17 protein-coding genes are annotated in these 19,669 nt (G+C 44.4%); 7 read left to right on the top strand and 10 right to left on the bottom strand.

All coding sequences use genetic code 11. The features are described 5' to 3' along the window. Positions 1-116 precede the first annotated feature (116 nt). Positions 117-1,226, top strand: a complete 1,110-nt coding sequence (gene lptF / locus IE104_RS05920; protein ID WP_189416680.1) for an LPS export ABC transporter permease LptF — start codon at positions 117-119, stop codon at positions 1,224-1,226. Continuing rightward, complete coding sequence (gene lptG, locus IE104_RS05925; protein ID WP_189416682.1) at positions 1,219-2,277, top strand: LPS export ABC transporter permease LptG; 1,059 nt, start codon at positions 1,219-1,221, stop codon at positions 2,275-2,277. Before lptF ends, lptG begins: the two co-directional genes overlap by 8 nt. A gap of 45 nt (positions 2,278-2,322) precedes the next feature. Here the strand turns inward: lptG and IE104_RS05930 are convergent, their stop codons facing one another. Together IE104_RS05930 and IE104_RS05935 are read right to left on the bottom strand one after the other, a co-directional pair. Beyond that, positions 2,323-3,603 (bottom strand): response regulator, encoded by a 1,281-nt coding sequence (locus IE104_RS05930; RefSeq protein ID WP_189418309.1) that lies wholly within the window; start codon positions 3,601-3,603, stop codon positions 2,323-2,325. A 230-nt stretch (positions 3,604-3,833) separates the two neighbouring features. Further along, entirely contained in the window at positions 3,834-4,253 is a 420-nt protein-coding gene (locus IE104_RS05935; RefSeq protein WP_189416683.1) for a YchJ family protein, read from the bottom strand. Positions 4,254-4,348: 95 nt separating this feature from the next. Here IE104_RS05935 and IE104_RS05940 point away from each other — a divergent pair, with 95 nt between their 5' ends. The 5 genes from IE104_RS05940 (at position 4,349) to IE104_RS05960 (ending at position 10,242) form a co-directional block, all read left to right on the top strand. Continuing rightward, on the top strand, positions 4,349-5,521 hold the full coding sequence (locus tag IE104_RS05940; RefSeq protein ID WP_189416685.1) for a 1-acyl-sn-glycerol-3-phosphate acyltransferase: 1,173 nt from the start codon (positions 4,349-4,351) through the stop codon (positions 5,519-5,521). Then, a complete protein-coding gene (gene dinG, locus IE104_RS05945; protein WP_189416686.1) occupies positions 5,515-7,641 on the top strand; it encodes an ATP-dependent DNA helicase DinG in 2,127 nt (708 codons plus the stop codon). The genes IE104_RS05940 and dinG overlap by 7 nt, the downstream gene beginning before the upstream one ends. Before the next feature lie 43 nt (positions 7,642-7,684). Then, a complete protein-coding gene (locus IE104_RS05950) occupies positions 7,685-8,008 on the top strand; it encodes a YqcC family protein (RefSeq protein WP_189416688.1) in 324 nt (107 codons plus the stop codon). A 13-nt stretch (positions 8,009-8,021) separates the two neighbouring features. Next, the gene (gene mazG / locus IE104_RS05955) at positions 8,022-8,843 is read left to right on the top strand and encodes a nucleoside triphosphate pyrophosphohydrolase (RefSeq protein ID WP_189416690.1); all 822 of its coding nucleotides are present in this window, start codon (positions 8,022-8,024) and stop codon (positions 8,841-8,843) included. A 163-nt stretch (positions 8,844-9,006) separates the two neighbouring features. Beyond that, entirely contained in the window at positions 9,007-10,242 is a 1,236-nt protein-coding gene (locus tag IE104_RS05960; protein WP_308429285.1) for an HD-GYP domain-containing protein, read from the top strand. An 18-nt stretch (positions 10,243-10,260) separates the two neighbouring features. Here the strand turns inward: IE104_RS05960 and IE104_RS05965 are convergent, their stop codons facing one another. The 8 genes from IE104_RS05965 to IE104_RS06000 all read right to left on the bottom strand — a co-directional run bounded on the left by IE104_RS05965 (position 10,261) and on the right by IE104_RS06000 (position 19,539). Beyond that, the gene (locus IE104_RS05965) at positions 10,261-10,491 is read right to left on the bottom strand and encodes a hypothetical protein (protein ID WP_189416693.1); all 231 of its coding nucleotides are present in this window, start codon (positions 10,489-10,491) and stop codon (positions 10,261-10,263) included. Between the two features lie 106 nt (positions 10,492-10,597). Continuing rightward, a complete protein-coding gene (locus tag IE104_RS05970; protein WP_189416695.1) occupies positions 10,598-11,269 on the bottom strand; it encodes a hypothetical protein in 672 nt (223 codons plus the stop codon). A gap of 85 nt (positions 11,270-11,354) precedes the next feature. Next, positions 11,355-12,764, bottom strand: coding sequence for an alkaline phosphatase (locus IE104_RS05975; RefSeq protein WP_189416696.1), 1,410 nt, complete (start codon positions 12,762-12,764; stop codon positions 11,355-11,357). Between the two features lie 50 nt (positions 12,765-12,814). Beyond that, complete coding sequence (locus IE104_RS05980; RefSeq protein ID WP_189416698.1) at positions 12,815-14,269, bottom strand: alkaline phosphatase; 1,455 nt, start codon at positions 14,267-14,269, stop codon at positions 12,815-12,817. A gap of 115 nt (positions 14,270-14,384) precedes the next feature. Next, complete coding sequence (locus IE104_RS05985) at positions 14,385-16,376, bottom strand: diguanylate cyclase domain-containing protein (protein WP_189416704.1); 1,992 nt, start codon at positions 16,374-16,376, stop codon at positions 14,385-14,387. A gap of 138 nt (positions 16,377-16,514) precedes the next feature. After that, entirely contained in the window at positions 16,515-17,225 is a 711-nt protein-coding gene (locus IE104_RS05990; protein ID WP_189416706.1) for a copper resistance protein B, read from the bottom strand. A 9-nt stretch (positions 17,226-17,234) separates the two neighbouring features. Continuing rightward, a complete protein-coding gene (locus IE104_RS05995) occupies positions 17,235-19,154 on the bottom strand; it encodes a copper resistance system multicopper oxidase (protein WP_189416708.1) in 1,920 nt (639 codons plus the stop codon). Between the two features lie 115 nt (positions 19,155-19,269). Beyond that, entirely contained in the window at positions 19,270-19,539 is a 270-nt protein-coding gene (locus tag IE104_RS06000) for a hypothetical protein (protein WP_189416710.1), read from the bottom strand. Positions 19,540-19,669 lie beyond the last annotated feature (130 nt).

A 19,669-nucleotide genomic window follows, 5' to 3' on the forward strand; every position in this document is an offset into this window, starting at 1 on the left:
GCCACACTTTCAGGGCCCGTGTTTAATCACTTTTGGCGCCGCTGCAGCTTTTTTATTAAAGGTTGATTTTTAAGCAAAAATTACTTTTTGCGACACAGAATTTTGGGGAATGCTGCGTGATTATTTTTCGCTATCTCAGTAAGGAAATCTTGATAAGCACCTTTGCGGTTTGCTTTTCGCTTTTACTGATTGTTTTAAGCTTACGCTTTGCGAATTTGCTGGCAGAGGCCACCGCGGGCAAATATGCAGTTAATGTGCTTTTTGAAATGATTGGTTATCGCATGCCGGGTTTTGTACCCATCATTCTTCCATTTGGTTTTTATCTTGCGATTTTATTGGCCTATGGACGGCTGTATATGGAAAGCGAAATGGTGGTGTTGTTTGCAGGGGGTTTAAGTCATCGCCAATTGCTTGCAATAACCATGGGGCCTGCCTGTTTGATTGCATTATTGGTTGCGGTTTTTACATTTTGGGTTGCGCCCAGCGGTATAAGAAATTACGCGAAAATTCTGGATGAACAGCGCAACCGTAGCGAATTTGATATGTTGAACTCAGGTCGTTTCCAGTCGCTATCCCAAGGGCAGACGATCACTTACGTAGAAGAAATTACCAACGATCATAAAAATTTAAACGATGTATTTATTGCGCGTGACAGTGGTTCCAAAACATCGCCCACCATTTTACTTGCGCGTGAGGGAACACAAATTGAACATCCTGAATATGGTCAACGTTATTTGGTTTTGAATGATGGTTATCAATACGAAGGTCAACCTGGCACTGCTGATTTCCGTATCACTCATTTTTCATCTTATGGGCAATACATGCCGCCGGTAGTTTTGTCAGGCGATTACACTAATGAGTTCGATGCAAAAACAACAGCGGAACTGTGGGCGTCCGATGAAATTGCGCAGCGTACAACTTTTCAGTGGCGTTTATCTTTACCCTTGATGGTTTTTGTAATAGCTATTCTTGCGGTGCCGTTTAGCAAAACTAATCCACGCCAGGGGCGCTATTTAAAAATGCTGCCGGCATTTTTAGTATTTGTTTTTTATTTTGTATTTTTGACAACGGTACGTGAGCTTATGGCGCAAGGTAAATGGCCTTTGTTCCCCGGATTTTGGGTTGTTCATGGTGCCTTTGCAGCACTGGGTTGGCTACTATTTAATTGGGATAGGTTGACGCTGCCTAAACGCCGACCTGTGCAGGAGATTACCACTCATGCGTAAAATATCCCGTTACGTTTTTATGAGTGTATTCAATGCTACGGCATTGACCTTATTTGTATTTATCGCGCTCTTTTTTATTTTTACATTAATTGAGCAGCTGCAAGGTTTACGTGGCAATTACACCGCACTCGAAGCCTTAATTAATGTTGTGCTGCGAATTCCCACCTATCTGAATGTATTGATTCCTTTCTCTTGCCTTGTTGGTTGCTTGGCGGGGTTGGGAGCTTTGGCTACATCCAGCGAATTAACGATTATTCGCGCCTCGGGTGTTTCTACCAAACATATTTTGTGGTTGGCCCTGCGCCCGACAATTGTATTTATGCTGTTGCAATTCTGGGTGGGTGAATATGTTGCACCTTACTCTGAGCAAATGGCCGTTAATCGCAAAGCCATCGCGCAGGGATACAGCGTTAAGCAATCGCAACAAAAACTATGGAATCACGAATCCAACGAGTTCATGCATTTTAATGCTGTCTTGCCGAGCGGTGTTATCTACGGATTAAGCCGTTATCAACTCAACGAAGAACATCAATTAGTTGCCGCCAGCTTTTCAAAGCAGGCAATTTATCAAGGCGATCATTGGCAAGAGGAAGATGTGGCTATTACTCACCTGGAAGCGGATTCAACCCGTATAGAAAATACAGCGTCGCGCCGCTGGGATACGCAACTCACTCCTGATTTGCTCAACGTTTTGGTGCTTGACCCGGATAATTTATCGATTCGCAATTTGTACTACTACAACAATTATTTGCGCGATCAACATATTGAAAATAACGATTACAGTTTGGCTTTTTGGAAAAAGGCGCTTGAACCTTTAGCTACCGCAAGCCTGGTATTAATCGCAATTTCGTTTATTTTTGGGCCATTGCGCAGCGTGACTATGGGGCAGCGTGTATTTACAGGCGTTATTGTTGGGCTGGCATTCTTAATTGCCCAACGTTTATTTGGTCCTTCCAGTTTGGTATTTGGTTTCTCGCCCGCATTTGCTGTGCTTTGTCCGATCCTTATCTGCATAGGTATAGGATTATTTTTATTGCGCAAAGCCCGATAAAAAAACGCGCCTTGAGCGCGTTTATTTTATTCAGCAAGTGATCTATTAATTGATTAGAAATTGAATTTTTTGCAGAAGCGCGTCTTTATCAACAGGTTTTTCCAAACAGCCACGAATTCCGATCGTCATATCAGAAATCGGGCGTAGACTGCAGCTGTCGTCAGAAATTAATACAATAGGAATATTGTTGGTTTTTGGATTGCGCGCCAATTGACGACACAAGCGCTCATCATTCTCGTCAGCGATACTTGCATCCAAAATAATGGCCTCTGGATGTATATCAATACAAATATCCAATGCTTCTTCAGCGGTTTCTGTGTACAAAATATTGTATTGCGGCGTTAGCATTTGGATGAGTGTTTTAGTCGCTAAAGTATCTTGCTCAACCACCAAAATAGTTTTGTGAATCGCAATATCATCTACCAAAGAGCGATTGCGACCAGAGTGCTTGGCTTTATAAAGTGCACGGTCCGCACGTTTAATTAATTCTTCCAGCGAATAGGACATGGTTTGTCCGCAGCTTGCACCACCAATACTTACAGTGACATGCTGACGAGTAGGGGATACCTCGTGGCGCAGACCAATTTTTTCCATCTCCGCATTAATTAAATCTGCAACTCGCAGCGCGCCCAAGCTGTCGGTTTCAGGCAAGAGCACAATAAACTCTTCGCCGCCATAACGCCCCAATAAATCAAATGGGCGATTTAAACAATCGCGAATTGCCTGGGTAATTTTTTTCAAGCAGCTATCACCCGCCGGGTGGCCATAATGATCGTTGTAGAGTTTAAAATGGTCTACGTCGATCATAAGCACGCTAATAGGATTCTGTTGACGCGCGGCTAGCAACCATTGTTGCTGCGCCATTTCATTGAAGGTGCGACGATTGTAGGTTTGCGTCAGGCTGTCGAGTTGGCTCAAGGCTTCCAATTCGGCATTTAATTGGTTGAGCTGGTCGCGCATTTCAGTAATGCGTTCCATAGCACGGATCTTGGCTTTGATGATCATGGCGCTAACAGGTTTGATGAGATAATCATCACCGCCGGCTTCAATGCCTTCGCGATAACTTTCATCTTCATTGCGGCCCGTAACGAAGATAATAGGAATCCAGTGCCCACCTAACCATTCGCGGATTAAACGTGTAGTTTCAAAGCCGTTTAAGCCGGGCATTTCAACGTCCATAATGATCATATCAACGGGTGTTGTTTCCAGCATCTGCAAGGCTTCTTCACCACTTTGCGCAATAAGCGGCGTATGGCCAGCCTCAATAATATAATTGCGCATGGCGTAGCGAAGGGTAGCGCTGTCTTCTACAAGGAGGATCTTCATCAATTGGGAGAACTTATGTGTGAGGTTTTATTGGTCTTAGTTTGCGCAATCAACCACTTTTAGCTGAGTGTAGCCGATAATTTATAGGCTGTAGTTTATTCTTTCTGCGCGATTTTAAAGCGGGAATATCGATGAGTCGATTATAAACAGCGATGGATGGTCATTATTTGTTGGCTTCGTAATCCCTGTCACAAAATCCAACATTTTGTCGTATAAATCATTTCAAAAAATTACGCATCTTTGTGGTTTACGTAATACCAATTTTGCAGAGTCTTTTTGAAGATCGAAATTTCATGATGTTCGTGAATTCGCCCGTGCTGCCGAAACAGTGCAACAAAACTTACCAAGCCCTCTGAATCTTGCGGCTGGCCAGCTTTTGTTTCCAAAATACGTAAACCTAACCATTCACAGCTGCTCGCCCAAGCCTGAATTTCCTGTTTGCTGGAACGAATACGCTGCTCCGGGCTCCAGGTATTCCACAGGTAATCTATCTCCAGCAGCACGTGCGCTGTATAGCGTGAACGCATGAGGGATTCCGCCGTTGGTGCTATGGACTTGCCCTGGATAAAGGGCAAGCAGCAATCCGCCAGGTTTTGTGAGCTGCCACAAGGGCAGGGCGATTGCGGCTGGAACTGTTTTGCAGGTGGCAATTTTGACCTCTTTTCGGTATGTTGTGCGGCTATTTTCGCCAGGGTTGACGGTGGTTTGCCCCGGTATTTCCTTCTGTTTGTAAAGTGAACCAAGCATGACTCAATTTGACGATATTCGTCCCTATCACGACGCTGAAGTACGCCCGACCATCGATCGCATTCTAGCTGATCCAGAGTTGGCGGATGCAGTAGCGCGTTTAAGATTCCCCAAATTAACCCAGTGGTTCGGTTGGGTAATCAAACCTTTGGTGAAAAAGAGGTTGGCGCAAGAGCTGGCGAATGTAAATGACGTGCGCGGATTTCAGGAAGTCGTTGAACGTTATATGGCGGGAATGCTTGCAGAAGCCACAACCGCGCTGACGATTTCTGGTTTGGATGTGTTGGAGCACCATCAATCTTATTTATTTATTAGCAATCATCGCGATATAGCCATGGACCCTGCATTCGTGAATTGGAGTTTGTTCCACAATGACTGCAACACCTTGCGTATTGCGATCGGCGACAACTTGTTAACCAAGCCTTACGTGTCGGATTTAATGCGTTTGAATAAAAGTTTTATTGTTAATCGTTCAGCTAAAGCGCCGCGCGAAAAATTAAAAGCGGCGAAACATTTGTCTGCCTATATTCATCATTCAATCGTCAATGAGGCTTCCAGTATCTGGATTGCGCAGCGCGAAGGTCGCGCTAAAGACGGTTTCGATAAAACCAATTCCGCTGTGTTGGGCATGATTATGCTCAATAAACCGAAAACCCAAACCTTGGATGAATACGTAAAAGAATTACGTATTGTTCCTGTTTCAATTTCCTATGAGTTAGACCCCTGCGATGCCGCAAAAGCGCGCGAGCTTTATCATCAGCGCACGCAAGGCGGTTATCAAAAAGAAGAGCACGAAGACGTAAAAAGTATTGCCATGGGTATTGCCGGCCAGAAGGGCCATGTGCACGTCGCTTTTGGTAGCGTATTAAATCATCACTATGAAGATACTGACCAAATTGTCGCGGACCTAGATCGACAAATTGTTGATAACTACGTATTGCACGCAACTAACTGCATCGCCTATGAAATTTTGCACGGTACTGTACCGGCGGTAAATTACACCGAAAAAAATATTCCGTACGATCCCGCTGCTGTTACTGAGCAGAAAGCTGCATTTGTTGCGCGCATGAATGAAATCCCTGCGGAACATCGCGATATTGCCCTGGCGATTTATGCGAATCCTGTTGTGAGTAAATTAACCAAGCCTGCGGCTGAGCCGGATGCATGCTAACAGACGCTGTTAAAAAGCAAATTCAAGGTGCTTATAGTAAATTTTTGGAAAGCAAAAATTTAAAATCCCGTTATGGCCAAAAATTGATGATTGCCGAAATTGCCAAAACCCTTGGCAATATCGAATTAGATGAAGAAAATGTGCGTGAATCATCAGGACACATTTGTGTTGTGGAAGCGGGAACAGGTACAGGAAAAACAATCGCCTATCTATTGCCTTCAATTGCAATTGCAAAAGCTCTCGGTAAAAAATTGGTGGTATCTACCGCTACTGTCGCCCTGCAAGAACAAATTGTTTATAAAGATTTGCCTGAACTGCATAGGCACAGTGGTCTATCTTTTTCATTCTCCCTTGCTAAGGGGCGCGGTCGTTATTTGTGTTTAAGTAAGTTGGATAACTTACTCGCCGAATACGAAAGCGGGTTGAACCCAACGCGTGCGCTTTATGAAGATGAGATGCCGAGTGTAACCGCGCAAGGCATAAAACTTTATCAAACTATGATGGAGGCACTTGCATCCAATAAATGGAATGGTGAACGCGATACCTGGCCGCAAGCGCTTGAACAAGATGAATGGCAAATTATTACTACAGATCATCGCCAATGCACTGGCCGTCGCTGCTCTAATGTTTCTGCTTGTAGCTTTTTTAAAGCGCGTGATTCTCTGCATAGCGTAGATTGCATTGTCACCAATCATGATTTGGTGCTGGCTGATTTGGCGTTGGGCGGCGGTGCAATTCTGCCGGACCCAAAAGATACGCTTTATATTTTTGACGAAGGCCACCACCTACCGCAAAAAGCGCTCAACCATTTTGCTCATCACAGCCGCATGACCTCTACCAGCAAATGGTTAGATCAATCCAACAAAGGCTTAGGCGCAATTCTCGGCCAAATTAGTGGTGCTGGAAATGTTGATAGGTACGCAGAACAATTACCGGCGGCTTTTATCGATTGCAAACAAAGGCTCGATCAACTTTATCCTTTGTTGGGCGAATTGGTAGAAAGCATTTCCCTGGATGATCGTCAATCTAATTACCGTTTTAAAGATGGCGTAGTGCCACAAGAACTATTATTGCCTTCGGTAGAGTTGCAGCGCAGTTTTGATCGCTTGAGTGATTTGCTCAGCAAAATGTGCGATGAGTTGACTGAGGCGATGGAAGATCCCCATTGCCCCGTTCCGAAAATCGATTTGGAAAATAACTTTCCAGTTGTGGGAACATGGCAGTCCCGCGCGGAAGCAAATCGCGAGCTTTGGGCAAGTTATGCCGTGCCTGATTCCGCAACTTCAGTGCCCAAAGCGCGTTGGCTTACACCTGTGGATAGTTCGGGCAATATGGATATTGAAGTTTGTTCAAGCCCCATTCTCGCTTCCAAAACCCTTGAATATAGTTTGTGGGATAAGTGTTGTGGAGCGGTTATTACCTCTGCAACTTTAACTGCACTCGGTAATTTTCAGCGATTCCAAATGCGTGCCGGCACACCCAATGATGCAAATTACCAAGTTGTGCCGAGTCCCTTTAATTTTACGCAAGCCACAATTGAAGTTCCCACGTTTGCAGTTGATGCAAGCAATGCGGATGTCCATACAATTTCGTTGATTGATCATTTACCAACTTTGCTGGATAAGAAAGAGGGCAGTTTGGTTTTGTTTTCATCGCGCCGACAAATGTTGGACGTTTATGATGAAATGCCCGATAGCTTGCGCGATTTGATTTTAATCCAGGGCGATAATTCCAAGCAGGAAATGTTGTCGCAACACAAACAAAAAATTGATGAGGGCGAGGGCAGTATTTTATTTGGCCTTGCCAGTTTTGCAGAGGGCGTAGACTTGCCAGGTAAATATTGCACCCACGTTATTATTGCGAAATTACCTTTTGCTGTACCCGATGATCCTATTGAAGCAGCATTGTCCGAATGGGTTACTGCGCGCGGTGGAAATCCATTTATGGATATAACTGTTCCGGATGCTTCATTAAAATTAGTACAAGCTTGTGGCCGTTTATTAAGAACAGAAACTGATACCGGAAAAATCAGTTTATTGGATCGTCGAATTATCACCAAGCGTTACGGAAAAGCGATTTTGAATTCTCTGCCACCCTTTACTCAAGTAGTACATAAATAAGCGCAGGTTGTGCACAAATAGCTTAAATGTTAGCGAAAACTATATGAGCCATAAACATATTACTGTTGCAGAAATTCTGATAGATATCGAAAAAGAATTGCGTGAGTTGCGTCTATGGGAATTTGAATCTCCTCCAGAAGAAGCGCTTGCAAGCACTCAACCCTTTGCAATTGATACCTTGAATTTCCCACAATGGTTACAGTTTATTTTTATTCCTCGCCTTTACTTTATGGTTGAACAAGGTTTGCCATTGCCGCGCGTGAGTGGTGTAAAACCTATGGCAGAAGAATATTTTGGCGTACTTTCGCTAAATAGCGCCGCATTAATTATGCATTTAGATGCAATGGATAAATTGCTGACTGAATAATTTGGATTTTTGAATGACAACTTACCAATATTCCACTGACGATCTTCTGTATTTAATGGCACGCTTGCGCGATCCCCAAACGGGTTGTCCTTGGGATATCAAACAGGATTATGCCAGCATAGCGCCCTCTACATTGGAAGAAGCCTATGAAGTGGTTGATGCCATCGAGAAACAGGATTTTGTTCATTTGAAGGAAGAGTTGGGCGATTTATTATTTCAGGTTATTTTTTACAGCCAGATAGGTAAAGAAGAAAACCGTTTTGAATTTGCCGGGGTAGTGAACGATCTTGTGGAAAAATTAGTGCGCCGTCATCCTCATGTTTTCCCTGATGGAACCTTGCACAGTAAAATAGATAATCGCCATACACTACCTGCTGACGTGAAAGAGCGGTGGGAGGCGATCAAGCAGCAAGAGCGCGATGCGAAAGGAGCAAAAGGTTTGCTGGCAGATGTTCCTGTTAATCTTCCTGCATTGAGTCGTGCGGCTAAATTACAAAAGCGAGCAGCAACTGTTGGTTTTGATTGGACTGATGTCCAGGGCCCTATTGCAAAAGTGCGTGAAGAGCTTATAGAAGTTGAAGAGGCCTTAACGACTAATGACAGCGAAGCGATTGAAGAGGAGTTAGGCGATCTGTTTTTTGCGGTGGTGAACATCAGCCGCTACTTAAAAATTGATCCGGAGCAAGCCTTGCGCAAAGCCAGCCGAAAGTTCGAAACCCGTTTTAACTATATTGAAACCCATCTTGATAAACCCTTGAACCAAGCCACAATTGAAGAGATGACTGTCCTCTGGGATGAGGCCAAGCGGGGGGATAAGGCCAAGCTTAAAAAATAACCAAATTTCGGGGTTGAGGAATAATGGGTTTGCTGCTTAGATTTTTTTGTTTTCGCCGAAATTCTGGAAAACCGCTAGACTAAAAAAGACTCTAATAATTATGCGTGTGCTTCCATAAGGCACTGATGTTTTACCAGTGAGGTTTAGCTTGGATTTCAACGAAGTGCGCCCTGGTTACCTTAAGTCTTCGGAAAAGACGATCAAGATTCATATCTCTGAGCTCAAGATTGGAATGTATGTTTCCAAACTTGATCGCCCGTGGCTTGAAACTCCCTTTTTAATGCAAGGCTTTATGATTGAAAGCCTGGATGACATTGATGCAGTTGCAGAATATGCGCAACACGTGTGGATTGATGCTGTGGGTGAGGAATGGGTAGCTCCGGAGGAGCGAGCTGCTGTTAAAGGGCAGGCCAAAAAAGTTTCCTATATCAACAAGATCGATGCCAAGGCTGAGCATGCGGCGGCCATGGATACCTACCGCGAAGCGCGTCGACTTACTCGTAGTTTGCTTGATGATTTGCGTCTTGGTGGAGTGATAAATTCCGAGCAAGCAAAGTCCACCGTTAAAGAATGTGTACACAGTATTCTTCGCAATTCAGATGCATTGATCTGGATGTCTAAAATTCGCACGCAAGACGAATACACAGCGGAGCATTGCTTGAACGTGTGTATTTTGGCAATCGCATTTGGTCGCCATTTAGGTATGAGTGAGGGTGATCTTGAACGTTTGGGGTTGTGCGGTTTGTTGCATGACGTAGGCAAAATGCGCGTTCAGCCCGAGGTGCTACACAAACCTGCGTCGCTCACCGAAAAAGAATTCAATATGATGAAGGCCCATACAGTGCACGGGCGTAATCTGTTGATGTCTTCGCCAGGAATTCCTAATAGCACTATAGATGTAGCTTATAGCCATCATGAACGAATCGATGGTACGGGTTATCCGCGTGGGTTGAGTTCATCGGGGATTTCTGAATTCGCAAAAATTATTGCGATTGTTGACGCCTATGATGCTATGACTGCTGATCGGTGTTACTCGCCGAGTATTCCTTCCACCGAAGCTTTAAAAATTATTTTTAAAGACCGCGGCACACATTTTGATGATCGCTTGGGATTGGAGTTTATCAAAAGTGTGGGCCTTTACCCGCCCGGAACTTTGGTTGAATTAGTCAATGGCTTAATTGCAATTGTGTTTGAAACCAACAGTAAATATCGCCATTTACCTAAAGTTATCGCCGTTAAAAAGCAAGATGCCAAACTGGAAAAAAATGTGCTGGTTGATTTGTCAGGTGTTGAACGCGGAAGCCTGGACAAATCTTTTTTAATCAAACGTGCACTCAACGATGGCTCTTTCGGCGTGTACATCAAAGATTATCGTGAACAGGGTTTGGCCTTAGGATAATCTCTGTTGTATTGAAATTTATTTCTCGCCTGCGGCCTCATCTACTTCCTTCATTCTCTCTTTATTGGTTTTATCCAATAACTCTTCCGTCTGTTTGGCTTTGTCCAACGTTTGTTGTTGGCTATCCGTTAGTACGCCTTGTGATTTCTTTTCCGGTAGTTGCGCAGGTTGTTGCTCGGGTTGTTTGGGTGAACATGCGCAGACGAAGCTTGCCAACAATAAGGAACCTAGCATTTTTGTGATATTCATAATCTCACTCCAAAGAATACCCTATGAATTTGTGTACTAGATAGTAATAGCACACAAATGTCGTTATATGGAGTTTAAAGATGCTATGCAGACGCGATAACGGTAATTAATCGAGTAAATCTTCGTAAGCGATAGTTTGGTATGCAGCCAGCTTACTCCAAGGCAAAGTTAACGGGGCAGGGGTGAGGGCCAGGGTTATTTTGTTGCTCATGGTGCCATCAAATCTGGTTGTTTCAATGCTCAGAGGGATTTCTTTGCGTTCGTCCCACAGGATGCGAGTAAATTGTGTGGCGTCTTTTTTCTCATACCAGTTAGTACCTTCAGCTGAACTCTTTTTCAAAATCTGCATTTTCTTCAGGGCCGCACGGTTCACTAAATAGTAAGCGGTTTCCCATTCACCATCAAAACCAAGGGTGCCATATTCGGATACTCGTGGAGCGATAATTTTTTTCTCATCGCTGCGCACGAAAGCAAATTTAATTTGATTGTTATTGTCGCGTACAATCCATTTCCCTGCGGTAGCGAAATTTAAATCATGATGATGTTCGTGGTCAGATGCTGGTTCATGAACGTGATCGTGATGAACTGCCATGGGGACTATGCGTTCGGTCCAAATCACATTGGTGTCGCGGATAAAACGCTCCTGGAATTGGGTTTGTTTTTTCACCCCGTCTGAAGTGAGAGTCATGCTCTCAAAAGTCATAATTGCAGAGAGCGGCGCAGCAATTGCTGCTTTCGCCAAAAACAAAATACCAACACACACTAAAATTTTTTTCATAGCAATTCCAAAAAAGAAAGCACCTGATCGCGGGATCAGGTGCTTTTATTAAAGCCAAAGTGGTAGAACATGTACCGCGACCAAATTAAAAACCGAAAGCTGTATTGATCAAGCTAAATACTTTGGTGTTGTCGATAGTGCCTTTAAAAGTCTTTGACGCAGCACCGGCACCTGTGGCAAACAGCATAACGTCGCCGCCACCGTGACTTTCACCGCCTACACTGGTTTTAACGGCAGATTCTTGTAAATAATCATCGTGCAACACTTGGGTTGTATCAGCAGAACCTTCAATCAATGTGCTGCGTACCGCTGGGCGATTAGGTCCGTTACCGAATACCAATGTGGTGTAATTTTTACCGTCCACATCTAACAAGTCTTTGCCGTCTTTGTAGCTTTTAACTATACCTAATACGTTGCTTCCGCGTTTACCGTAACCGTTAAACGTCATGGTGTGATCGTGGTCGGCAGTAACAACAATCAAGGTGTTTTTCAATTCCGGATCGCGTTTTTTCATTTCATCCAAGGCCGCTTTAATGGCGTCATCAAAAGCGATGGTATCTTCCAACACACGTTTTGCGTTAGTGCCGTGCAAAGCGTGATCGATGCGACCACCTTCCACCATGAGGAAAAACCCTTGCGAATTTTGCCCTAATACATCAATGGCTTTTAATGTCATGGCTGCAAGGCTTGGCTCGTCGATATTTTTCTTAACGCGATCCAATTCGTATTCCATATGGCTTGCGTTGAAGAGACCAAATAATTTGGTAGTCGTTTTGCCATCAATTGCTGCAAGGCTGCTTCCGGTATTGGCGTAGGTGTATCCAGCGGTTTTCATTTCTGCTACAAGATCACGGCCATCGGTACGCTTACCTTTGCCATTTGCAGTTGCTGCGGCTGGCAAGAAGTTATCGCGGCCACCACCTAACAAAACATCCAAACCTGTACCCAGTTTTTGGTTGTAGCCAGCGCCGCCGACTACGGCTTGTGCTGCAATATTATTTTCAGCATCGCGATGGCAAATGTGAGAAAAAGTTGCCGCAGGTGTTGCGTGAGTTACACGCGTGGTTGTCACCGCACCAACAGATTTTCCTTTTGCTTTTGCGAGTTCAAGAATGGTATCCACAGCTACACCATTGCCGGTAGCAGGGCAGTTTGAATCTGCGCCTGTAGGTCGTATAGCTTTGGTGTCGGCTGACATGGATAAGACTTCGTTATTCATTTTTACGCCGGTCATATAAGCCGCCATTGATGGCGCTGAGTCGGTGGTTTGTGCATCGTTAGAAAAAGTTTTTATACGAGCGGTACGTGTTTTACCGTCGAGTTTTTCCATATTCAATTCACCTTCTTCCTTATATTTGTAAATGCGCGCAGCAGTTACAGTGGTTGGGCCCATGCCGTCACCGAGGAAGAAAATAACATTTTTTGCTTCGCCAGCGGCGAAGGCTGCCTGCGAACATGCTGATGCTAAAACAGCAGCGAGTATTAATTTTTTCATGATCTATTCCTATAAGTCTTGGACGTTATGACAGAAGGTTCTGCAGGAAATTACAGGTCAATTGCGCTGCGAATTAGCGTAAAGACTTTGGTGTTGTCTATTACTCCGGCAAAGGAGTCTGCATTTTTGCCCATAGCGCCAAGGAATACGTTTGTACCGCCGTGAGTTTCACTGCCAGCTGCAACAGGAATGGCTGCTTCCTGATGATAAGAATCAGCAAATACTTGTGTGTCGGTTAAGGCGGCGAAGTTTTTACGGTCGCCTGCAACACGATTTTCACCGTTACCAAAACCTATAATGCCAAATGGCATGCCTTCCACATCTTTAGCAACTGATCCGTCGGTGTAATTTTTCAACAGACCCAAAACGCCAGGATTATTAACGGTGGTTTTACCGGTTCTTGCAGCGTAACCGTTAAGTACCAAGGTGTGATCGTGGTCAGCTGTTACGACAATCAAAGTGTTTTCTAAATTAGGATCGGTTTTTTTGATTTCGGCAATGGCTGCTTTGATCGCGTCATCAAAAGCGATTGTGTCTTGCAGTGCTTTGATTGCGGTAGTTTCGTGCAGCGCGTGATCGATACGGCCACCTTCAACCATAAGGAACATACCGTTAGGATTTTTCTTCAAAGTTTGAATGGCTTTCACGGTCATTTCTGACAAGCTAGGCTCACCAGTACCGTTGCGAACCAAATCGTAATTCATATGGCTTGAATTAAATAAACCGAGCAACTTGCTGGTTGATGTTGGCGTGAATGCATTCAATTCAGTTTGATTGCTGGTGTAGGTATAACCTTTCGCTTTCATTTCGGCGATTAAATCGCGGCCATCGGTACGCTTACCGCCAACGGATGTTGATTGGAAGAATTGACGACCACCGCCGAGTACAACATCAACACCGTCTAACAATTTATCGTTGTAACCTTTATCGGTCGCAGCAGGAGCAAGTTGCGCTGCAATAGTATTTTCCGCATCACGGTGACAAATATGCGAATAAGTTGCAGCGGGTGTTGCGTGAGTAACGCGTGTAGTAGTTACAACTCCGGTTGCAATGCCTTTTGATTTTGCTATTTCAAGTAGCGTGGTAACAGGCTTGCCATTGGTTGTTGGGCAAATGCTGTCTGTACCTTTCAAATAGCTTGCGCCTTTTTCATCAAAGGCTTTGGTTTCCGGTGTCATTGAAATAACTTCGTTATTCATTTTTACGCCGGTCATGTAAGCAGCCATGGATGGTGCAGAGTCTGTTACTTGTGCATCGTTTGAAAAAGTTTTTACAAATGCTGTTTCGGGAAAGGTATCGATAGTCAAACTGCCATCTTCACCGGCACCGTAAATGCGTGCTGCGGTTAAGGTGGTAATACCCATTCCATCACCTAAAAAGAACAATACATTTTTAGGCTTGGTTGTTGGGACAGGTGAAGGTTCTACAGTTACAGATGTGTTTGATGAACCGCCGCAGGCGGTTAATATTATTGAAATGGTGGTGCAAAGTAAGAGTTTTTTCATAGTAGCCTCCTTAAGCTGTCGCTAAAGTAGACTGCAAATATGAACGTTTTAAGTAGGAAAGGTGACGATTTAATTACAGTTGGGTGACGGCCAAAATAGGTTGTTTAATATAGGGCTACAGACTAAAACAATTGCGACCTGCTTGCTTCGCTCGATAAAGCGCGCGGTCAGCGTTGTTTACGAGTTGATCTTTATCCATATTCTCACCGCGATAAAAAGCAACACCGATACTGGTAGTGACATTTAATTCGACGTTATTAATATTCATTGCCTTTTGTACGTTCTGAATAATTTTATTGGCGATTTGCTCAGCGTCTGGATCACTGGCTATTGATTCAGCAATGATGGTGAATTCATCACCGCCCAAACGCGCAACTGTGTCTGATGCTCGTACAGAGGCTCGCAAACGTTGCGAAAACTCAATCAGTAATGCATCGCCGGTGGCGTGACCGTAGGTGTCATTTATTGATTTAAATTTATCGACATCCAAATACATAAGCGCCAACAAATCACCTGTCCGTTTACTGCGCAACATGGCTTCTGTGAGCCTGTCGTTAAATAAACTGCGATTAGGTATTCCAGTGAGGGCATCATTGTGCGCGAGATAAACCAGGCGTTCTTCGGCATGTTTGCGATCTGTAATATCGCGTAAAAATGCACAGAATTCATAACCATTTTTATAGGGTAGGGCTCGAATGGTAACTTCTAAAGGAAATTCCTCACCATTTTTTCGTAAGCCCGGTAATTCAATACGTTTGCCTAAAACGTTAGCAACCCCGGTTGCCACAAATCGTTTCATCCCTTCGGTGTGAGCCTGCCGGAAACGTTCGGGTATGACGAGGTCTCCCAGGATTGAGCCTATAGCCTCCTGGCGCGTCCATCCAAATGTAATTTCAGCTTGTTGATTCCAATCACTAATAACCCCATTGGCGTCCATAGCGATAAATGCATCGTAAGAACTTTCTAAAATCATGCGCGTACGCAGTTCGTTTTCGCGCACTGCTTGTTCAATTTCGATACGGCGTGCAATTTCTCTCTCTAGTGCGGCTACTGCTTCGGTGCGCTCGGAAAGTAAACGTCGGTTAGTGTCGTAATCAGCTTGATGGCCAATCGCGGCACCAATAAGGCCTGCCATTAAACGCAGGGTTTGCAAATCACGATCTGTAAAAGAGTTGGCTTCAGTAGCCATAATTTTGAGGACACCTACCGGAGTGCCCGAGTTAAACAAAGGAGCAACCACCATGGCCCCAGCTTTGACTTTTCGGCAAGCTTCGAGGTTTACCCGAGGGTCATTTTCAGTATCAATACAATTCAATACTTCGCGGCTGCGAATGCATAGCCCGGAGAGACTTTCACCAATTTTTAGCCGCATACCCACGTGTTGGGCGACTGTTCCATGAGCGGCGGTATAAACCATTTCATCGCCATCTACCATTTCCACTACGGTGCCAGTCGCGTTGGTAAGAATTGCCATGCGTTCAACGACGAGCTTAATAAATGCGTCGAGGTCGAGATCCGCTTTAGCGAGCATGGTTTGGGTGGCGATAATTTCATTCAAGCGTGATGAGTCGCGTTGTAGCGCTTCCACCGCCGCTTTGCGAATTTCGTTATGGCGCGCTAACTGTTGATTGGCAGATGCAAGCTCTGCAGTGCGATCTGCAACAGTTTTTTCAATTTCGCGATAAGCCTTATCCAGTAAAACTTTTGAGCTTATCTGGTCTTCAATATCTGCACACACACCAAACCATTTAATGATCTTGCCTGACGAATCTTTAAAGGGTAGGCCGCGCCCCAAGTGCCAGCGGTAGGCGCTATCTGCTCGTTTGAACCTATATTCAATTTCGAATGGCTCGCCAGTTGCCAGTGCGTTCTTCCATACGGAGAGACAATTTGGCAAATCATCCGGGTGCAACACTGGCGACCAGTCCCAGCCTTTGGTTTGTTCTACTGTGAGCCCGGTGTAGCTTTCCCAGCGGTGGTTGAAGAAATCTACTTCACCATTTGCTTTTGCCGTCCATACGATAAGGGGAATGGCATCCGCCATGGAGCGAAAGTATTCCTCGCTCTGGATATTGAGGGTCGTTATGGCAGCTTGGGTATCGGTCATATAGATTTATCAGAATATGCAAGATGGAAATATATTAGCGAAAATTTGGTTAGTAAATATTATAGACGGTGGAAAACCCAAACAAGGAAATTATCCTTTCCTTGTGGGCTTTTCCACAGAAATACTCTCACAACGACCTCAGAACCAAAAAGCGGCCCCTGCGACTAAACTTGTATCAGAAATTGAATTCCCTTGTCGTTCAAAGCTGTCAGCCGTTTTACCGAATTTTTTACTCCAATTCACACCAATATAGGGGGCGAATTCGCGGCAAATTTCATAGCGTAAACGCAACCCTGCTTCTGCATCGGATAAGCCTGAGCCAGTAGATGTCGCTGCATCACCTTGTCCATAAAAATTAATTTGTATTTCAGGTGAAAGAATTAAATTTTGGGTAATTAACACATCGTATTCTGCTGAAAAACGCGCAGCAGTACGGCCAGCTTCGCCCACAAATATCGCCGCATCTATTTCAAAAAAATAGGGAGCCAGGCCTTGCACTCCAACAACTCCCCAGGTTCGGGATGGCGAGGGTTCGATATCTTTTCGAATCCCTGTTTGTAGATCCCAATAAGGCGATATGGCATGACTATAAAGCGCTTGCAGTTCAGCGTGTTCAGTTTTTTTGTCATGGATTTTTATATCCGTTTTTAGCCAGAGTTTATTTATATCTTTACCAATCCATGCATCAGCCTCAAGGCTGGTTTCTTCGCTAGTAAATTCCAATTTATCCAATACCAGGCTTGCTAGTAATGGGTCATCATGCTCGTGACTGTATGCATAATTGCTTGCGAGAGTAGTAGAAATACAAAAGGTTATGGAGAAAATTGTAAATGTATTTTTCAAATTCATATTTATCTCCTACACCACCTTAACCATACGCATCATGCCGAGCATGTGGTAAAGCAAATGGCAGTGATAAGCCCAACGACCTTTTGCATCGGCAGTGACTAAGTAACTAATTTTTGAACCCGGTTGCACGAGTATCGTGTGCTTGCGCGGAATAAAATCCGGGTCACCGGTTTCAAGTTCACTCCACATACCGTGCAAGTGAATAGGGTGTGTCATCATAGTGTCGTTAACCAAAATAATACGTATGCGTTCTCCGTAAGTTAGTTCTATGGGCGCGGCATTCATAAAACTTTCGCCGTTAATTGACCACATGTAGCGATGCATATTTCCGTTGAGATGCAACTCAATTTCCCGTGTAGGTTGGCGTTTGTCTTGTGTGGGATGCAAGCTGCGTAAATCAGCATAACGAAGAACTTTACGATTATATTTTTCCTGGTGATCGCGCAAACCAATACCCGGATCATTTAAACCGCTACGCGGCATTTCCGAATGCATATCTACATGGGGGCCAAATTCTGTAGCGTAGTGAGTAGATTTGCTGCCCTGATCGAAATTGCTCCCGAATCCGGCCTTTGCGAGATTTTCCATAACGGAAGATGGTGTCGCATGCATATTGTGATTGCTGTGATCCATGCCTTCCATCGCACTCATGTCATGGCCACTGTGATCCATTTCAGCAGCATTCATATTGTGATGACTATGGTCTGGTTCGCTCTTGTTCGCAGTATTCATATCGTGAAGACTGTGATCAATCTTTGCAGGCGCTGTGTGATTACTGTGATCCATCCCAGACATATCCATTCCCATATCCTGATGACCAAGAACAGGTGCTGCATCAAGCGCGGGAATTTCAGCGCGCAGGTTTAAATTGGTTGTGAGTATGCCGCAGGTGAAGCCGGTACGATCTATGGTTTGTGCGAAAAGTGTGTGAGCTTTATCTGTATCCAGTGTCACTATCACATCATAGGTTTCGGCATTGCCTATACGAAATTCATCAACAATTACCGGTTGAACTGCTTGGCCATCAGCAGCAACGACTGTCATTTTTAATCTGGGAATACGCACATCAAAAATAGTCATGGCCGCGCCATTGATAAATCGCAAACGAATTTTTTCGCCGGGTTTACAAAAGCCAGTCCAGTTTTGGGCAGGGCTTACACCATTCATTAAATAAGTGTAACCACTAACGTCTGCAATATCTGTATCGCTCATGCGCATGCGATTCCACATGGCGCGTTCGCTCCAGGTTTGTGCAATGCCATTGGCTTTAATATCTGCCCATGTATCTGCAATAGTGCGTTCGCGGTAGTTGTAGTAGTGGCTCATTTTCTTGAGTCGCGAATAAATTTTTGCGGGCGCTGTATCGGTCCAGTCACTCAATAAAATAACCAAGTCGCGATCATAACTAATCGGGTCGGGCTCTTTGGGGTCAATAATAATCGCGCCCAGCAAACCAGTTTGTTCCTGAAAACCGGAATGGCTGTGATACCAGTAGGTGCCGCTTTGTTTTACGTCGAACTCATATTCAAATGTTTCGCCGGGTTTTATGCCCGCAAAATCAAAGCCGGGGGAACCGTCCATGGTGGAAGGCAAAATAATTCCGTGCCAATGAATTGAGCTGTCCTCATGTAAATTGTTAGTCACGCGCAAGCGCACGCGTTCACCTTCTTTCCAGCGCAAAATAGGTGCGGGCAAGCTGCCATTAACAGTAGTAGCGATTGAATTTTTACCGGTGTAATTCACAGTTTGGTAGCCAATCTGCAAATCAAACTGGTTACCGCTTAAAATTTTAACCTCGCTGTTTTTTGAATTTAAAAAAGTTTCCGCTGAAAGTGCTTGTGAGAATGGCAGTGCAGTTAATGCAACAGCTGAGGATGCACCTAGTACGAAATGTCTGCGAGATATCGGTGGTGAATTAAAAGTGTTCATTGAGCCTCCTGTTTTCAGCTCATGATAAGTAATCGATTTTTCGATAAGAATATATGTGTGCTTTTAAACGCTTTTTTTTTAGGGCGTAGCTATTTTAAGACGTAGCTGTGCCGTATTAGCTGAAAATGGGAGGTCGATAGAGGGAAGAAATATGCGGAGCGGGAAGTTTGCCTGAATAAAAATCTACTACGAGGGTAGTTGACTTAAGTACCCATAAAATCGGGTTGCTATTAGCGGTTGCCAATGAGCAAGAACCCATTGCGCAGTGCCCCATGTTTTTGCAGCAATCTGACGTGTGATGTTTTTGTGGCGAATGATCCGCATGATGCTCTACATCATCCGCATGAGACATAGCTGCCATGTCATGCATTGGCAATTCACTCATGTGATGATGTGAGCGTGTGTCTGAATTGCTGGCTGAAATCTGCGTTGATGTTTCTAACTCACATCTCATAGCCGCATTGGATAATACTTGGCAGGTAAAGGCCAAGAGCAGAAATGCGATCAGAAGATGT

The organism is Cellvibrio zantedeschiae (assembly GCF_014652535.1).
Lineage (GTDB): Bacteria > Pseudomonadota > Gammaproteobacteria > Pseudomonadales > Cellvibrionaceae > Cellvibrio > Cellvibrio zantedeschiae.